This window comes from Thermomonas carbonis (genome assembly GCF_014396975.1).
GTDB classification, from domain to species: domain Bacteria; phylum Pseudomonadota; class Gammaproteobacteria; order Xanthomonadales; family Xanthomonadaceae; genus Thermomonas; species Thermomonas carbonis.
Genome location: NZ_CP060719.1, coordinates 1,413,820 through 1,430,648 on the forward strand (window position 1 = coordinate 1,413,820; position 16,829 = coordinate 1,430,648).

Here is a 16,829-nt window from a genome sequence, read left to right on the forward strand (position 1 = left end):
GGTGCAGGCTCGGGATCCTGTCCCCGTCAATGAGTCCCTCGCCATGGCCCGACCCATCTGGACCGGAAACCTGTCGTTCGGCCTGCTCAACGTCCCGGTGTCGCTGATGTCGGGCACGCGCAGCACCGACCTGTCCTTCCGCATGCTCGACGCGCGCGATCGCAAGCCGATCCGCTTCGAGCGGGTGAATGCGGACACCGGGGAGGAAGTGCCGTGGAAGGAGATCATCAAGGCCTTCGAGTACGACAAGGGCAGCTATGTCGTCATCGAAAAGGAGGACATCGCCTCCGCCGCGCCGGAAACCCATGAATCGGTGGAGATCGAGACCTTCGTCGACGAGGACGCGATCGACGTCCGCTTCTTCGAGAAGCCGTACGTGCTGGTGCCGGGCAAGAAGGCGGAAAAGGGCTATGTGCTGCTGCGCGAGACGTTGAAGAAGGCGAAGAAGATCGGCGTGGCGCGGGTGGTGATCCGCACGCGCGAATATCTTTCGGCGGTCATGCCGCTGGGCGATGCGCTTGTGCTGGTGCTGATGCGCTATCCGCAGGAACTGGTGGATCCCGTCGAGTACAAGCTTCCGGCCGGCAAGGCCAGCACCTACCGGATCGCGCCCAAGGAACTGGCGATGGCCACCCAGCTGGTGGATTCGATGGCGAGCAAGTGGAACCCGGAGGATTACCACGACGAGTTCCGCACGCGGTTGTCGGAGATCATCCGCAAGCGCATCAAGCAGAAGGGCAAGACCACCAAGGTGCTCGACGAGGCGGAGGACGCCGCGGAAGGGACCGCGACGAACGTGGTCGATTTCGTCTCGCTGCTGCAAAAGAGCCTGGGCGAGAAGGGCGGCAAGTCCACGAAGCCCGCGAAGTCGGCCAAACCACGCAAGAGCGCATGAGGACAAGCCGCATGGCCAAGAAAACGAAGAAGGTCGCACCCTCTCCCGGCAACGTGCGAGCGGATCGCGTTGCGGCCAAGCAGCGCGCGTTGCAGCAAGTGATCGATCGCGAGGATGGCGCGCGTGGAAATGTGGAAAAGCCTAAGACGGTCGTGCAGGCAGGCGTCCGCCCGCAGCCTTCGCGGATGCCTGCGCAGCACCTGGCCAAACCGGGGAAGGAAGCGGATCTGGCATTGGCACCGCGCTTCGAGGCACCCGGTTATCAGGGCAGCGAGAAACTGCAGGGCATGAAGGCGATCGTGACCGGCGCGGACTCGGGCATCGGTCGAGCTGTGGCTGTGTTGTTCGCCCGCGAGGGTGCTGATGTCGCGATCTTCTACCTCAATGAGCACAAGGACGCACGCGAGACGGCGCGTTGGGTCGAGAGGGAGGGCCGCGAGGCGATCCTCGTGCCGGGCGATGTGTGCGATCCCGCGTTCTGCAACCGCGCCGTGAAGCGCATCGCTAGGCGCTTCGGCCACATCGATGTGCTGGTCAACAACGCCGGTTTCCAACTGCATGCGGGTTCGCTTGAAGACATCAGCGATGCGCACTTGCAGCTGACCCTGCAGACCAATATCGCCGGCTACTTGCACATGGCGCGCGCCGCCCTGCCTCACATGCAGGCGGGCGCTTCGATCGTGAATTGCGGATCGGTGACCGGCCTGTTCGGCAGCCCCAAGCTGATCGACTACTCGACCAGCAAGGGGGCCGTCCACGCCTTCACCAAGGCGCTGGCGGCCAACCTGCTCGACCGCGGCATCCGGGTGAATGCGGTGGCACCGGGGCCGGTGTGGACACCATTCAACCCCGCCGACAAGCCGGCGGACGAGGTGGCGGAATTCGGCAAGGACAGCGCGATGAAACGGCCCGCGCAACCGGAGGAACTGTCTCCCGCTTTCGTGTTCCTGGCATCTCCGGTGACTGCGTCCTATATCAACGGCATCGTGCTGCCGGTGATGGGTGGCCCAAGGGGCTGACACGGTCAGATCGCTGTCTGGGTCGACAACGCCGGCATGCCGATGCGGGACGCGACCCTGTCTTGCCTGTGACGAACGGTTCCACGTGCGGGGCGAACCGCATCGATTGAGCGGCGACTTGCGAACGGGCACGACGACAGGACTAGGATCCTCGACCGTCATCCACGTCATCCGTGTAGGTTCGTCCACATGCTCAAGCCGCTCGCAGCCCTCTGTTTGCTGTCGCTCGCAACACCTGCCCTCGCCGGCGAATGCGAGGCGAACTTCAAGAAGTCCGGCAATCCGCTGGTGATGACCACCTGGAGCAGTGCGGTCACTGTGCCGAACCTGTCCACCCGCGATGCGCTGGCACAGATGCGCGGGATCCTGGTGGCCGAGAAGATGGACGTGATGGCCGAGGATGCCGACGGTGGCACCTTGCTGGTGGAGCAGCGCCAGGACAAGGCCGCGCGACCGATCCCGACCACCATCACGGTGAGCGAGGTGGCCTCCGGCACCCGCATCGAGATGGCGGTGAAGATGGAGCGCGGCGTGTTTTCCAAGGCCGAGCAGATCCAGCCCTACATGTGCGGCCTGTTCGCCAAGGTCAAGGGCGGCAAGGAAGGGATTGCAGCGGCCAGGAAGGGCGCGGGTGCGTCCAACAACGAGGCCACCGGCAACCAGGACGTCTTCATCTTTTCGCGGATGATCGCGGGCGAGGCCAACAAGAACGCGATCGCGGTGAACGCGCGCCACAAGGGTCGCAAGTACACACTCACCGGGCGTATCGAAATCCTGATGGAGGATGGCGAGGACTACAACCTGATTTTCGACATTCCCGAGATCAGCGAGATGGCACTCAAGCCGTTGCCGTTCGATGCGCAGTTCAAGGTCAGTGTGTCCTGCCTGTTCAAGCCGAACCAGCTGACCACCGTGCTCGCCTTGCGCGAAGGCCAGAAGGTGACCCTGACCGGGACCGTGAAGCGCTATGACGACATCAGGCGGGTGATCTGGCTGGAGAACTGCGTCAAGGCCAAATGACCTGCAGCGGCAGCGGCCTCAGCGCCGATGGCGCCGTGCCAGGAAGTGATCCAGGCTGGCCTTGCCGGGGCCGGCCATCAATAGCCAGAACAGCACGGCGACGTACAGCACTTCGTCCAGTTCGACGAATTCGTTCACCGTGGAAATGGTCGGCAGCACCACCACCGCCAACGCCACCAGCATGTTCACGATCATCGGCACTGCAGCCAGGCGCGTCCACAGGCCGACGATCAGCAACCCGCCGCCGATGAGGTCGGTGGCGCCGGACAGGGTGGCGCTGAGCAGCGGGAACGGGATGCCCCACTCGACGAAACGGGCGGAAAAGAACTCGAGGTTGTGCAGCTTCGCCCAGCCGGTTTCCAGCCAGAAGTAACCGAACACCAGCCGCAGCAGCAGCGGACCCAGCCACTCGTACGCAAGCATGCGGTCATGGAGCATGTCGAGCATGCGCATCGCGGGGCTGGACGGTGCCGTCCCGGCGGCGCGTGCGCGCCGGTTCGCATAAGTGGCGCAACCTTGCATGGGTGTGTCCTCAATCAGGATGGGAGTGGAAGACGTCGGCAGCGAGCACGCCGTCGGCAAGCCAGCGCTTGAGCAGGCTGGCGGCACGCAGGGCGCCGTCGGCGTGGCGTGCGTGCGATCGTTCGCACAAGCGGGCGAAGGTGTCGCCGCACTGGATGGCCTGCAGGGCCTCGGCTTCGTCGAGGTCGAGCCTCCGCCAGTGCACGTCGGCCGCGTTGCGCCACAGCAGCCAGTGCGTGGTCGCGCGATCACGCAGTCGCGGCAGCGGCAGGCCGCGCGCGCGTGCATCGACCACGTCGGCTGCATTGGTGCGCAGTGCGAGCAGGCGTGTTGCGGGATGCAGTTTCAGCTGCAATGCAGGCCAGGACTGTGCGGGCAGCGTGGCGATGGCATCGAACCCGAGCGCATCCGCATCCGCGGCATCGAACACCTCGCCCTGCTGCCATTCGAAACGGGCGAGATCGCTGATCTTGCGCGGCACCTCGCGACGCGACGCCAGCCAGTCGGCGAACGCGTGTCCGAAGTGCCGAACGGACGGTCGCGTGGAGGGATGCGCGCGCAGGTACGCATCGGCGAGCGCATCGAACCGCGCGTCACCGAGTACGGCCTGGGTTGCCGGATAGTCCTGGCCGAGGACGTCGGCCAGGCGCAGTCGATAGGCATCGGCGTAGATGCGCAGGCGATCGTCGCGGGTTTCGCCATGCAGGCGCGCTGGGTCGATGGCACCGGCGAAGCCGGCATCGCCATGCAGCAGCCAGGCCTGCATCGCCGACTGGCGCTGCTGCAAGGTCGGCACCGCGTTCATGCGGCGATTGCCTGCCGCGCATCGCTGGCGATGCGGCGGGCGATGTCGAGTTCCTGCAACAGGTCGTGCAGCGGCGGGATATCGTCGTCGCGCTCGATCATCGTCGGTACTTCGCCGAAGCGACGCAACGCGTGCGCATACAGCGCCCACACGCCGTCGCAGACCGCGGCGTCGTGGGTATCGATCAGCAGGCCGGAGCCGAGCGCGTCCTCGCTGTGCCCGGCAAGATGGAGTTGTTTCACTGCGTGTCGCGGCAAGGCATCGAGATAGGCGGCCGCATCGATGCCGTGGTTGTGCGCGTTGACGTAGACGTTGTTGATGTCGAGCAGCAGGCCGCAGCCGCTCGCTTGGACGAGCGCGCACAGGAATTCGGCTTCGCCCAGGGTGTCGCCGGCGAAGCGCAGGTAGCTGGACACGTTCTCCAGCACCAGTTGCCTGCCCAGCGCGTCCTGCACCTGCTGCACGCGCGCGGCGACATGGGCGAGGGTTGCCTCGTCGCGCGGCAGTGGCAACAGGTCGTGCAGTTGCACGCCGTCATGGCGCGACCAGCACAGGTGATCGGAGATCAAGGCGGGCCGCACCCGCTTCGCGAGTGCCGACAGCGCACGCAGGTACTCGCGGTCGAGCGGGTCGCTGCCGCCGATGTTCAGCGCCACCCCGTGCATCGCCAGTGGCCAGCGTTCGGCGATGCGGTCGAGCATCGCGAGCGGGCGGCCGCCATCGACCAGGTAGTTCTCGCTGACGATCTCCAGCCAGTCGACGACGTTGCGGTCGGCCGACAGCAAGGCGTCGTAGTGCTGCGGGCGCAGGCCCAGGCCAAAGCCTTGCAGGGGGCTATTCATCGGCATGTCCGGTGAGGTGGGCGCGCCCGTTCGGCACGGGCGCGCTGGCGGAGGCTCAGGCCTTCTTCGCTTCCGGCTTGGCCGGCTTGGGCATCTCGAACTTGCCGCCGGCGACCTTGCAGTCCTTGGCATTGGTTGCGGTGAAGCCCTGGCCCTTGCAGGCGTTCTGGCCCTTGCACGCATTCGCGGCGCTCTTGCATGCGCCGTGGCCCTTGCAGGCGTTGGCACCCATGCAATGACCGGTCTTGGCGGTGCCGGTCTCGCCGGCATTGGCGATGGGCGCACCCATGAACAGCGCGGCGGCGGCGATGGCGAGCGACAAGCCGGAAACGGTGGTGGTCTTCATGCGGGGATCCTCGGTTCGGAAGGGAGTTGGGGCGCCGCAGGGGGAGGTCCGCGGCGCCTGTGTATTCCATCCGGATGCGGGCAAGCGGAATATCCCGCGAGTCCGGGGGATATGCCCCGCGTCCGCAGGTGCGATGCGTTCCAGCGGTCGTGGACGCGCGCGCATGAAACACCGGGCGAACGGTCATGGCCGGCAACGCGGGGCTGGCCTAGGATGCAAGCCGTGGACACCCTTCCCGACAGCGCGGCCCTCGACATCGATCGCGACAACGTGCTCGAGACCGTGCTCGGCGCATATCGCATGCGCGTCGAGATCACCGCCGACGTGCGCTACTGCGGCACCTGGTACGACCAGGAGCCGGCCACGCGCCATGGCCAGTTCCACCTGCTCACCGAGGGCACGTGCTGGGTCAGTGGCGCCGCGCTGGACACGCCGGTGCAACTGCATCGCGGCGACCTGATCGTGTTCCCCGCCGGCGTGCGCCACCTGCTGTCGTCGAGCGCGGATGCGCACCTGCCCACGTCCAACGAAATCGAGCCGGACGACACCGCGATGCTGTGCGGCGAACTGGAATTCATCACCGGCACCAGCAACCCGATCTTCAACGCGCTGCCCGCGTATTTCGTGGTGCGATCCGACGCCAGCAGCGACGGCTTCCGCCAGCTCGCGGCGATGCTCACCGAAACCAGCCGCGACCGCCGCTGGGGCCGGCAACTGGTGCAGAACAAGCTGGCCGATTCGCTGTTCACCATGGCCGTCTGCGAATACGTGCGCTGCGCCGATCGCCCGCGCGGCTTGCTTGCCGCGCTGACCGATGCGCGGTTGTCGCGCGCGCTGGCCGCGGTGCACGAACGCCCCGGCCAGGACTGGACGATCCAGTCGATGGCGCAGCAGGCCAACATGTCGCGCACCGCCTTCGCCGAACTGTTCACCGCCACGGTCGGCGTGCCGCCGATCCAGTACCTGGCGCAATGGCGGGCGACCGAGGCGCGTCGACTGCTGCGGAACCGGCGTTTCTCGGTGGGCGCGATCGCGGAGATGCTGGGCTATCGCAGCGAGGCCGCATTCCGGCGTTTCTTCAAGCGCATGGAAGGGATCGGCCCGGGCAAGGCGCGCAGCGGCGGCGATGACGCGGATCCCTGAGTCGCTTCAGCAGTGAAGGCATGCGGCGGCCGGTGAATCACGCGCGGCAGGCGTGACCTGTTTCGCGTTTCCGCGCTGTGCCATCCGGCCAACATCGCGCTGTCATGATCCCGCGGCAGGCTCCCTCGACTTTCCACGGGGGAACGGGTCATGCACCACCTGCACCGCGCCGGCGCGATCGCGCTGGCCACTCTTCTGCTTGCCGCATGCGGTGCCGCGCCGGGCCCGGACGCCGCCATCTCCTCGGCATCGCCCGCGGCCAACGCATCGGCGGACGCGCAGGTGGCGGATGATGCCGATGCATTGCGCGAACGCGCGCGCCAGGCGATGCAGGCCTCGCGGATGTTCGCGCCGGCGGGCGACAACGCGCTGGAGCATTACCTCGCCCTGCGCGCCCAGGCAGCGGACGATGCGAGCGTGCGCGCCGCATTGGTCGACCTGCAGCCGCAGCTGGTGATCGCGATCGAGCAGGCGATCGCACGCGGCGAATACCCCGAAAGCCGTCGATTGCTGGACTTGCTGGCGCGCGCGGATACGCAAGCGCCCGCGTTGCCGCGGCTGCGCGAAACCGTGGCCAGCGCCGAGACCGCTGCGCGCGATCGCGAGCTCGCGGTGGACGCCGAGACACGCGCCGAGGCCGAGCGCGCCGAAGCGGAACTCCGCCGCGTCGCCCAGGAAAATGCCACCCGCCTGGCCACAGAACGCGGCAACGCACCGGTGCGTCCTTCGCAGCCATCGGCGACCGGCAATCCCGCACCGTCGCAGCCCACCGCGACCAGCGTCGTGCCCGCTGCAGATGCACCCGCCCGCACCGTGGCCACGCCGCCGGCAAGACCGGTGGAAGCACCGCGTCCTGCGCCGCCACCGGTCCAGCAGGTCGCGGCATCGATGCCAGCACCGTCGCCGGCGAAACTGCTGCGCGACGTCGCCCCGCGCTATCCGGAGGGCGCGTTGCGCCAGCGCCAGTCCGGGCAGGTGCAGGTCGCGTTCACCATCAATGCGCAGGGCGGCGTGGAGTCGCCGCGAGTGGTGTCATCGGATCTGCCGACTGCGTTCGATCGCGCGGCACTCGCTGCGGCGTCGCGCTGGAAGTTCGAGGCCACCGGCGGCAGCCAGCCGGGTTCGCGCACGGTGCGTTTCGATCCGCCGGGCGGCTGAGCCGCTCAGGCGATTCAGGGTTCGACGATGTCGCCGTGCATCGGCGCGAGCCGCTTGAGCAGGCGGTTCTGCGTGCCCACCGGAACCTTGCGCACGGTCATCACCTCGATGAGGTCTTCGACCAGTGCGTTGAATTGCGCGTCGTCGATGTTGCGGCCGGCGTGCGATTCCTGCATCGACAGGCCACTGTAGGTGCACGGCCCATCCGACTCCGCGCAGAACTGCTCGATCAGCATGCTGCGCAGGCGGACGATGTCGGCATCGGCGAACTGGAAGTTGATCCGCTCGTCCTCGACGATCTTTTCCAGCAGGGCATCGACGATGCCTTCGATGCCGGATGCGCCGCCGAGTTGGTCGTAGGTGGTGGCCTTGGGCGAGGTGGCACAGGCGGCCAGGAAGACCGACAGTGCCAACATCAGCCCAGCGCGATGGAGTGGATGCCGTGCCATCAGAACGACGCCTGCACGGAGAGGTAGGGGCCGCGCTGCTTGTCCAGCGTGGCGATCGAGCCGAGGTCGGCATACGCGGCGACCACCGCGACATGCTTGTTCGGGAACCACGCGACGAAGGCGTCCTTCCAGTCGTCCTCGCGGGCGAAGCCGAGGTTGTCCGGCTTCTGCCGATACTCCACGCCGACTGCCCACTGCGGATCCAGCAGCAGTGCCACCGAGGATTCCAGCACCAGCGAACGGCCGGCCCTGCGGTCGCCGCCGAAGCCGAGCAGGCCTGCCTGGTTCGCGCTGGTGCTGCGCAGGGTCGCGTTGACCAGCAGATGCCGATCGAAGGCCGCGGCCAGGAACAGCTTGCTGGCCGCGAGGTACACGTCGGTGCCACTGTCGTCACGCGCGCCGACCGCGGACGGGATCGCGAAATCAAGCTGGCGCTTGTGCTGAACGCCGAAGGAAATTTGCGGCATCGCGGTGTACAACAGGTCGCCGCCGAGGCGGACCTTGGCACCGATCACCTCGGCATCGAAGCGTCCCGTCGGCAAAGAAAGCCGACGTTGCAGTTCGCCCAACCCGAAGCGCTGCCGCGCATACGAGAGTTCGACCCGGTTGCGGAATGTGTAGGCGACACCCGCGGCATCCAGCGAGTAGTCGCCGGTATCGACGCGAGTCGCGAACGCGGTGCCGCCGTTTTGCGCATCGGTGCCGTAGCCGGACAACACCGCCCATGGCACCAGCCCGCCGCCCGCACTGCCCTCGAACTGGGTGGCACCGCCGGTCGCCAGCAGGCGGCCATCGGCGGCGATGGCGCAGGCCGGCATCGCGATCAACGCGGCAAGCGCGATGGCGAAGCGACGATGGCGCGGCAGGTGGTGGGCACGTGTCATGCGATCTGTTCGCTCCGCGTCGATGCGTTGGCCTGGAAGTCGTCATGCCAGCGACGGAAATCCTCCGCAGGCACCGGCTTCGAGAAGAAATAGCCCTGCACCATGTCGCAGTGCAGGCGTTGCAGGATTTCCAGCGAGCCGGACTGCTCCACGCCCTCGGCGATGACCACCAGGCCCATGTTGTGACCGATCTCGATCGCCGATCGCACGATCACGGTGTCCTCGGGGTTGGTGTCCAGGCGCATCACGAAACTCTTGTCGATCTTGATCTCGTCCACCGGCAGGCTGCGAAGTTGCGCCAGCGACGAATGGCCGGTGCCGAAGTCGTCGATCGACAGACGCACGCCCAGCGCGCGCAACGCGCGCATGGTGATCAGCGCCGACTGCACATCGCGCATCACCGTGCTTTCGGTGATTTCCAGGATCAGTTCCTGTGCCGGGAAGCGATGCGCCTGCAGCAGGCCGGCCACGCGATCAGGCAAGCGCGCATCGAGCAGATCCATCGGCGACAGGTTCACCGCCAGGCCGATCTCCAGTCCGTCCTCGCGCCACGCGGAGGCCTGCTGCAGGCCGGCAGCGAGCACGAAGGCGGTGATCTCGTGGATCAGGCCGCAATGCTCGGCCAGCGGGATGAATTCGTCCGGCGAGATCGTGCCCAGCGCCGGGTGCTGCCAGCGCAGCAGCGCTTCCGCATGGGCCACGCGGCCGCTGCGCAGGTCGACCTTGGGCTGGTAGAACACCCGCAGTTCGTCGCGCTCGCGCGCCCTGCGCAGGTCGCTGATCAGTCCGATCCGGCGCAGGTGGGTTTCGTCATGGCCGGTCTGGTAGACCGCGACCCGCCGCTGTGCCTGCTTGGCCTCGTACATGGCGATGTCGGCGCGGCGCAGCAGCGCATCCGCACTGGTCGCATGCAGCGGATACAGGGTCAGGCCGATGCTCGCGCCGATGCTGACCTGCGCCTGTCGTTCGCTGAGGTCCAGCGGCGCTTCCAGCGCGCGGATGATCGACCACGCGCGTTCCTGCGCGCTCGCTTGGTCGGTATCGCCGATCAGCACCAGGAATTCATCGCCGCCGAGCCGGGCCAGCCGGTCATCGCTGTCGATCGCATTGCGCAGGCGCCGCCCGACTTCCTCCAGCACGCTGTCGCCGAAGGCATGGCCCAGGGTGTCGTTGATTTCCTTGAACCTGTCGAGGTCGAGCAACAGCACCGCGCATCGGGTGTCGCTGCTGCGCGCGTGTTCGAGAGCGGCTTCGAGCAGGGACAGCGCATGCACCCGGTTGGGCAGGCCGGTCAGGGTGTCGTGCTGGGCCTGGTGGCGGATCCGCTGTTCGCGTTCGGCGATGCCGCCCTGCATGCGATTGAACGCATTGGCGAGGTCCGACAACTCATCGTCGCCCGCGACGGCCAGGTTTTCCGCGTAGTCGCCGGCTTCGATCCGCCGTGCGGCATCGGCCAGCCGCGCCACCGGGCGGGTCACGCTGCGGCCCACGACCACAGACACCACCAGCGCCAGCAAGGCGGCCAGCGTGGCCAGCAGCATGATTTGCCGCTTCAGCTGCTGGTACGGCTGCATGGCTGCGTCCACGCCGGCCAGCAAGAGCACATCGATCCTGCCCGGGTGCGCGGGTCGGCCGGGGTGATGCCGGCGTGGAACTGCTGCTCGCCCAGCGCGATGCGGGTGCGCTCGCGCGGCAGTGCGGGCAGTTGCGCTAATGCGTTTGCGGATTCGATGTCCAGGCTGCTGGCGACCAGCCGCCAACCTTGCGCCTCGCGCGCGCCGATCGCCGCATCCAGTCCGGTCAGCGAGTGGTAGTCGCGTGCTTCGCGCGCGCCGAACAAGCGGCCCATCGCCACCCAGCCGATCAGCCGCGGCGCCAGGACCGGCACCACCACCAGCGAATACGGTTTGTCGCCGAGTTCGACCACGCCCGCGCTGCTGCCTTGCGTGCGCGCCGCCTCCAGCAACGGTGCCAACGCGACGGCTTGCGCGGTCTCGTCGCCGTCCAGTGTGCTGGTCTGCAGCTTGCCGTCGACATCCAGCAACAGCGACGCATCCGCACCCATGCGTTGCCCGTGGTTGAGCAAGGCGGACAGCACGGTTGAGGCATCGCCGGTGGCCAAGGCCTCGCGGAAGGCGAAGTCCGATGCCAGCGCACCGACCGCCAGCGTCAGTTCCTGTCCGCGGTCGCGTTGCAATTGCCGCCAGACCTTCTCGCCCACGTCGATGCGTTCGGCCAGTTGCCGATGCACGTCGCGATTCACCGCGACATCGACGATCAGCAGCGTGGCCAGCTGCATCAGCACCAGGATCGCGACCAGCACTACCACGATCCGCGCACCGAAGCTGAGCCGGCCGATCCCCGGCACTCTCACCGATTGTCCTTGAGCTTGCGGAATTTTTCCTGCAGCGCGCGCAGCTTGTCGTCGGCCGGCGCGGTCGCTTCCGGGGTGGCCACCAACGACAGCGACACGGCCCGCTCGAGCGGTGCATCCGCCAGCACGATGCGCTCCTCGTGCAAGGTGCCGCCTTTCAGTCCCGGGTGCCAGACCCGCAAGGTGTAAGTGCCGGCGGGCGCGTCGATGCGGCCCAGGCCACGGGCATCGGTGATCGCGTGATGCGGCGTGTCCAGCACGACCACGTAGGCCAGCATCCAGTCGTGGATGTTGCAGCCCAGTTCGACCACGCCCGGCGTGGCGAACACCACCGGCGCGGCGGGCTTGCCCGAGTACAGCGGCAACTCGAAGCGCTTGGCAGGCGAGAACGAATACACCTGGTGGCGCACGTTGTCGCTGTTGGGGAACACCACCGGCGTGCCCACGGTGACCACCGTGACCCGCGGCACGAACTGACTCTCGCGCTGGTCGATGGTGCCGCGTCCGGCGCGGGTCGCTGCCACCGCCGCCGGCGAATGCAGGCTGACCACCGCATCCGCGGCCGGCGCGCCCTGGCCGGTGACCACGACCTGCAACCTGGCTGCGTGCACGCTGCCGGCGAAACCGCACGCCAGCGTGCACAACGCAGCGATGCTGCGTGCGTTGCGCACGGATCCATTGTTCGATGCCAAGCCGATGCCCCCTGCACGCGGTGCTTGCAGGAGTCGTCATCGCGACTCCCATCCCGGATACTTAAGCATGATCCTCGCCAACTCACGAAGATGAATTCGACAATCCTGCTCGACGCGATCGAACACGAAACCGCCGCCGATCCACGCTGGTGCGTGCTGTGGCTGCACGGCCTGGGTGCCGACGGCAACGACTTCGCGCCGATCGTGCCCGACCTGGTGCGCCGCGACTGGCCGGCGATCCGCTTCGTGTTCCCGCATGCGCCGGTGCGCGCGGTGACCATCAACAATGGCGCGCGCATGCGGGCCTGGTACGACATCCGCGACTTCGACCTGGCCAATCGCGCCGACCACGAAGGCGTGGCCGAATCGGTGGCGCAGGTCGATGCGCTGATCGCCCGCGAAGCCACCCGCGGCATCCCGCCGGAGCGGATCCTGCTGGCCGGTTTCTCGCAAGGCGGCGCGGTCACGCTGGCCGCGGGACTGGCGCGCAGCAAGCCACTGGGCGGGCTGGTCGCGCTGTCCACTTATATGCCGATGGGCCTCGAACAGGCGCGGGCATCGCTGCAACCCGCCGCTAGCGCGCAACCGGTGTTCATGGGCCATGGCGTGTTCGATCCGGTGGTCCCCGTCGCCGGTGGCGAGGCCGCAGCGCGCGCGTTGCGCGACTTCGGGTTCGAGGTGCTGTGGCGGCGCTATCCGATGCAGCATTCGGTCTGCGCCGAGGAGATCCAGGACCTCGGCGACTGGATGACCGCGAGGTTCGTCGCCGGCTGAGATGGCCGGCCCGTGCTGGCGGGGCTACTATCCGCCGGGACGGGCAGCGTGCTCATGCTGCCGGGGAGCGTCGCGATGGGAGCCGAGCCGATGCGTGTGCTGATCGCGGACGACGAGCCGCTGGCGCGCGAACGCCTGCGCGCGATGCTCGCCGCGCAACCCGGCGTGGATGTCGTGGCCGAAGTCGGCGATGGCCATGCGGCCCTGCACGCCTGCGCCGAGCACCACCCGGACATGATCCTGCTGGACATCTCCATGCCCGGCATCGACGGGCTGGAAACCGCGCGCCACCTGGCCGAGTTCGATCCGCGCCCGGTAGTGGTGTTCTGCACCGCCTACGACCAGCACGCCTTGTCCGCGTTCGATGCGCAGGCGGTCGACTACCTGGTCAAGCCGGTGCGACCGGAACGCCTGGCTGCTGCGCTGGAACGCGTACGCATGTTCACTGCCGGACGCGCGCCGACGGTGGCGGCCGAATCCGATGCCGTCCGCAAGCGCACGCATCTGTGCGCCCGCCTGCGCGGCAGCCTGCGACTGATCCCGATCGAGGATATCCGTTACCTGCAGGCGGAAGAAAAGTACGTGGTGGTCCACCACGCGCGCGGCGAGGACCTGATCGAGGAATCGCTGAAGGCGCTGGAGTCCGAATTCGGCGACCGATTCGTGCGCATCCATCGCAATTGCCTGGTCGCGCGCGGCGAGATCGTCGAGTTGCGCCGTGGCGGCGATGGCCATACCCAGGCGGTGCTGCGCCATGGCGCGCATCCGCTGGAAGTCAGTCGGCGCTGCGTGGCGCAGCTGCGCGAGACCCTGAAACACCTGTGAGACCCGCAGGCCGTGGGCAACACGCGATAATGCCCGCATGACCACGCTGCGCATCGCCACCCGCAAGAGCCCGCTCGCCCTCTGGCAGACCGAACACGTCGCGGATCGCCTGCGCGCTGCGCATCCCGGCCTGGTCGTCGAACTGGTGCCGATGAGCACCCGCGGGGACGAAGTGCTGGATCGCTCGCTGGCGGCGATCGGCGGCAAAGGGTTGTTCCTCAAGGAACTGGAAGTGGCGATGCAGCGCGGCGATGCCGACTGCGCAGTGCATTCGCTGAAGGACGTGCCGATGGAGCTTGAGCCGGGCTTTGCCCTGCCGGCGATCCTGGCCCGCGCCGACCATGCGGACGCTTTCGTGAGCAATCATTTCGATGGCATCGAATCGCTGCCGCAGGGCGCGCGCGTCGGCACGTCGTCGCTGCGCCGGCAGGCGCAGTTGCGCGCGCTGCGCCCGGACCTGCAACTCGTCGACCTGCGCGGCAACGTCAACACCCGGCTGGCGAAGCTGGACGCCGGCGACTACGACGCCATCGTGCTCGCCTGCGCCGGCCTGCAGCGGCTCGGCTTCGATGCACGCATCCGCGCGCGGCTGGATGCGCCGCAGTGGTTGCCGGCACCCGCGCAGGGCGCGATCGCGATCGAATGCCGCGAAGGCGCCGATACCGTCATCGCACTGTGCGCGGCACTGGACGATGCCGACACCCGTACCTGCGTCACCGCGGAGCGGGCGATGAATCGCGCCCTGCATGGCAGTTGCCACGTGCCGGTGGCGGCGTATGCGCGGCTTGATGGCGATGCGCTGTCGCTCGCCGGCCTGGTTGGTTCGGCGGCGGATGGGAGTCGTGTACGCGCGCAAGCGCAAGGTCATCGCAACGCTGCTGAAGCCCTCGGCATCGAAGTGGCCGGATTGTTGCTGGAACAGGGCGCGCGCGAACTGATCGACGCGCGGGACGACACTCAGAATGCGTAACGAAGATTGAGTGTCGCGTCGGTCTGGTTGCGGCCGCTGGCGTCGCTGTCGCGCCGGAACTCCACGCCGGAACTCAGGGTCAGGTCGGGTTGCAGCTGCAGGTTGAACAGCAGGCTGTTGCGCAGGTAGGTGCCGTGCTGGCCGGTCTCGACGCGGGTGGTCTGCGACAGTCGCGCGCGTTCGCCCAGCGCCTGCCGCCATTCCAGTTGCCCGCGCAGCACCGGGCCGGTGCCGGCGGTGCCGTCATCGGCATAGGCCTGCAGGCGATAGGCGGTGTCCACCGAGAACGCCACGGTCGCCTCGTCGGTGCTCAAGGCCTGGACGCCAACCTGCATGCCCACGCGGTCGTTGCTGCCCTGCGGCTTCATCCAGTCGCTGCGCTTGCGGTCGGCGATGTGCAGCACGGCACCGTTGCCGGGCAGGTCGCCGCCGTCGATGCGGCGCTGGCCGGCGGGAATCTCCGGCATGCCGGACACCTGCCATTCGCCACGGACGCAGGCGGCGGCCAGACACTGCGGCGGTGCCAGTAAACGCTGCGCCACCATCGGTTCGATGAGTGGCGCGGGCACATGGTCGAGGGTGATCGGCGGCGCGGTGAACGCCAGCCACAGCAACGGCAACATGGGTCAGTCGTCGCGGGAGACAGGACGCGATTCTATCGCGCGGGGTCAGTAGTACAACGTGACCATGTGCTTTGCCTGGGCGAAGAACAGCCAGCGCTCGGCGAACGCTCCAAGCAGTGCGCTTCCGATCGCCAGCGGCAACGGCCAACCCGCGCCGGCGGTGGCGTGCCAGGCGAACAGGCACAGCAGCGGGATGCAGGCGAACAACAGCACCGATGCGATCCGCAGCAGGCGGGCGTGGCGGCGCGCCACCGCGAAGGCCATCTCGCGGGTGATGTAATTGGCTTCGGTATGCGGACGCTCGAACACAGAAGGCTTGCGATGCGGCAGGCCGATGGCGTCACCACGCGACTGCGGCAGCGGGCTTCGGTCGATGTCGCGCCAGTAGGCCAGCTTCAGCACGAGCAGGACGAGCGCGATGGCGGCCAGCAGCCAGGGCAGCGTGCCATCGAAACCGCCCGCGCCGGGCCAGGTCGACAACAGCATCGGCAGGCCGCCGGTGAGCAGCGCGAACAGGATGTACCCGGGCACCACCAGCCGATGCCGCCAGGCCGGGATCGGCTTGAGCGAGGCATAGATCATCGCGGTGCAGGCGATCGTGGCCAGGCTCAGCAGCGCCACCGCACCGGCCATCACCCGCACGCCCATGTCGGTGCGTCCGGGTCCGGTGCCTTCGGACAGCATCAGCAGCAAGGCTGCGGCGGGAACGAAGGTGGCGACCGCCAGCACGCCCTCGCGCGACAGCCACGAGGTGCGCCATTGCGAGAACGCGCGCCACGCACGCAGCGGCTTGCCCAGGTGCCAGAACGAGGCCAGCAGGCCCAGCGCCACCGCGATCCCCGCATAGAACAGCAATAAGATCCAGCCCAGCGCCTGGAAATCGCGCGGCGGTTCGCCCAGCGCAATGCGCAGGCCCAGCCAGGTCCACAGGCCCAGGCCGGCACCGGACAGGGTGGTGAAGATCAAGACAGAAAAAGCAGGGTTCATGCGCTGCACGCGTGCGCGGCACTGCCGCGCGCATCGCATGGACGGGCAGGCAGGACGCCTGCCCCGGGCGTTCCGAAGGCGAGCATGTTGCGCCATGGATGGCTGCGGGATGGCCCCATCGAACGGCGCGGAACGAAGCTCACTCGAGCACCACCGCCGTGCCCGACACCGACACCATCAGCATCGCGCCACCGTCCTGGACCTGCACGGTTTCGTAGTCCAGGTCCACCCCGACGATCGCGTTGGCGCCGCGTTCGCGGGCGGACTCGATCATGTCCTCCAGCGCCTGGGTCTTGGCCCCGCGCAGCACTTTCTCGTAGCTGCCGGCGCGGCCGCCGACCAGGTCGCGCAGGCCGGCGAACATGTCGCGGAACATGTTGGCGCCCAGGATCGCATCGCCGCCGACCAGGCCCTTGTATTCGACGATGCGGCGGCCTTCGACGCTGGGGGTGGTGGTGACGAGGAGCGGGGTGTCCTTGGCCATGTGGCGTGTCCTTGTGT

Annotated in this window: 19 protein-coding genes and 1 pseudogene; 8 read left to right on the plus strand and 12 right to left on the minus strand. The window is 67.8% G+C overall.

Translation table 11 applies throughout. The features are described from left to right. Positions 1-43: 43 nt before the first annotated feature. From ku to H9L16_RS06410, 3 genes and pseudogenes are all read left to right on the plus strand, one after another. Positions 44-836, plus strand: a pseudogene (ku, locus tag H9L16_RS06400) (non-homologous end joining protein Ku); the annotation flags it as partial. Between the two features lie 55 nt (positions 837-891). Next, positions 892-1,914 (plus strand): SDR family oxidoreductase, encoded by a 1,023-nt coding sequence (locus H9L16_RS06405; protein WP_223158180.1) that lies wholly within the window; start codon positions 892-894, stop codon positions 1,912-1,914. A 189-nt stretch (positions 1,915-2,103) separates the two neighbouring features. After that, entirely contained in the window at positions 2,104-2,934 is an 831-nt protein-coding gene (locus tag H9L16_RS06410) for a hypothetical protein (RefSeq protein ID WP_187553704.1), read from the plus strand. A gap of 18 nt (positions 2,935-2,952) precedes the next feature. Here H9L16_RS06410 and H9L16_RS06415 read toward each other — a convergent pair whose 3' ends face one another. The 4 genes from H9L16_RS06415 to bufA2 form a co-directional block, all read right to left on the minus strand. Next, entirely contained in the window at positions 2,953-3,381 is a 429-nt protein-coding gene (locus H9L16_RS06415) for a DoxX family protein (RefSeq protein ID WP_223158181.1), read from the minus strand. Between the two features lie 85 nt (positions 3,382-3,466). Next, positions 3,467-4,261, minus strand: coding sequence for an HvfC/BufC N-terminal domain-containing protein (locus H9L16_RS06420; RefSeq protein ID WP_187553705.1), 795 nt, complete (start codon positions 4,259-4,261; stop codon positions 3,467-3,469). Then, a complete protein-coding gene (gene bufB / locus H9L16_RS06425; RefSeq protein ID WP_187553706.1) occupies positions 4,258-5,103 on the minus strand; it encodes an MNIO family bufferin maturase in 846 nt (281 codons plus the stop codon). Before bufB ends, H9L16_RS06420 begins: the two co-directional genes overlap by 4 nt. A 55-nt stretch (positions 5,104-5,158) precedes the next feature. After that, positions 5,159-5,449 (minus strand): BufA2 family periplasmic bufferin-type metallophore, encoded by a 291-nt coding sequence (gene bufA2, locus H9L16_RS06430; protein WP_187553707.1) that lies wholly within the window; start codon positions 5,447-5,449, stop codon positions 5,159-5,161. A 222-nt stretch (positions 5,450-5,671) separates the two neighbouring features. Here bufA2 and H9L16_RS06435 point away from each other — a divergent pair, with 222 nt between their 5' ends. Further along, positions 5,672-6,592, plus strand: coding sequence for an AraC family transcriptional regulator (locus tag H9L16_RS06435; RefSeq protein ID WP_187553708.1), 921 nt, complete (start codon positions 5,672-5,674; stop codon positions 6,590-6,592). A 150-nt stretch (positions 6,593-6,742) separates the two neighbouring features. After that, positions 6,743-7,750 carry a TonB family protein gene (locus H9L16_RS06440; RefSeq protein ID WP_187553709.1) on the plus strand — a complete coding sequence of 336 codons (1,008 nt, stop codon included), beginning with the start codon at positions 6,743-6,745 and terminating at the stop codon, positions 7,748-7,750. 14 nt (positions 7,751-7,764) lie between these two features. On the opposite strand, the gene H9L16_RS06445 is transcribed toward H9L16_RS06440, so the two are convergent. Genes H9L16_RS06445 through H9L16_RS06465 form a run of 5 tightly spaced genes read right to left on the minus strand, consistent with a single transcriptional unit; the run spans position 7,765 to position 12,128 of the window. Next, positions 7,765-8,166 carry a group I truncated hemoglobin gene (locus H9L16_RS06445; RefSeq protein WP_187553710.1) on the minus strand — a complete coding sequence of 134 codons (402 nt, stop codon included), beginning with the start codon at positions 8,164-8,166 and terminating at the stop codon, positions 7,765-7,767. A 32-nt stretch (positions 8,167-8,198) separates the two neighbouring features. Then, positions 8,199-9,083, minus strand: a complete 885-nt coding sequence (locus tag H9L16_RS06450) for a DUF3034 family protein (protein ID WP_425507238.1) — start codon at positions 9,081-9,083, stop codon at positions 8,199-8,201. Next, on the minus strand, positions 9,080-10,657 hold the full coding sequence (locus H9L16_RS06455) for a putative bifunctional diguanylate cyclase/phosphodiesterase (protein WP_187553711.1): 1,578 nt from the start codon (positions 10,655-10,657) through the stop codon (positions 9,080-9,082). The genes H9L16_RS06450 and H9L16_RS06455 overlap by 4 nt, the downstream gene beginning before the upstream one ends. After that, entirely contained in the window at positions 10,636-11,457 is an 822-nt protein-coding gene (locus H9L16_RS06460; RefSeq protein ID WP_187553712.1) for a cache domain-containing protein, read from the minus strand. The genes H9L16_RS06455 and H9L16_RS06460 overlap by 22 nt, the downstream gene beginning before the upstream one ends. Beyond that, positions 11,454-12,128: a methylamine utilization protein gene (locus H9L16_RS06465; protein ID WP_229796639.1), complete on the minus strand. Its 675-nt coding sequence runs from the start codon at positions 12,126-12,128 to the stop codon at positions 11,454-11,456. The genes H9L16_RS06460 and H9L16_RS06465 overlap by 4 nt, the downstream gene beginning before the upstream one ends. Before the next feature lie 123 nt (positions 12,129-12,251). Between H9L16_RS06465 and H9L16_RS06470 the strand changes: the two genes are divergently transcribed. From H9L16_RS06470 to hemC, 3 genes are all read left to right on the plus strand, one after another. Further along, positions 12,252-12,923: an alpha/beta hydrolase gene (locus H9L16_RS06470; RefSeq protein WP_187554083.1), complete on the plus strand. Its 672-nt coding sequence runs from the start codon at positions 12,252-12,254 to the stop codon at positions 12,921-12,923. A 75-nt stretch (positions 12,924-12,998) separates the two neighbouring features. Further along, positions 12,999-13,748 (plus strand): LytR/AlgR family response regulator transcription factor, encoded by a 750-nt coding sequence (locus H9L16_RS06475; protein WP_187553713.1) that lies wholly within the window; start codon positions 12,999-13,001, stop codon positions 13,746-13,748. Between the two features lie 37 nt (positions 13,749-13,785). Beyond that, positions 13,786-14,718: a hydroxymethylbilane synthase gene (gene hemC / locus H9L16_RS06480; RefSeq protein WP_187553714.1), complete on the plus strand. Its 933-nt coding sequence runs from the start codon at positions 13,786-13,788 to the stop codon at positions 14,716-14,718. Here hemC and H9L16_RS06485 read toward each other — a convergent pair. From H9L16_RS06485 to H9L16_RS06495, 3 genes are all read right to left on the minus strand, one after another. Continuing rightward, positions 14,706-15,341 carry a DUF481 domain-containing protein gene (locus tag H9L16_RS06485; RefSeq protein WP_187553715.1) on the minus strand — a complete coding sequence of 212 codons (636 nt, stop codon included), beginning with the start codon at positions 15,339-15,341 and terminating at the stop codon, positions 14,706-14,708. The genes hemC and H9L16_RS06485 overlap by 13 nt on opposite strands. A 45-nt stretch (positions 15,342-15,386) precedes the next feature. After that, positions 15,387-16,328 carry a dimethyl sulfoxide reductase anchor subunit family protein gene (locus H9L16_RS06490; protein ID WP_187553716.1) on the minus strand — a complete coding sequence of 314 codons (942 nt, stop codon included), beginning with the start codon at positions 16,326-16,328 and terminating at the stop codon, positions 15,387-15,389. A 139-nt stretch (positions 16,329-16,467) separates the two neighbouring features. Then, positions 16,468-16,812 carry a heavy metal-binding domain-containing protein gene (locus H9L16_RS06495; RefSeq protein ID WP_187553717.1) on the minus strand — a complete coding sequence of 115 codons (345 nt, stop codon included), beginning with the start codon at positions 16,810-16,812 and terminating at the stop codon, positions 16,468-16,470. Positions 16,813-16,829: the final 17 nt, after the last annotated feature.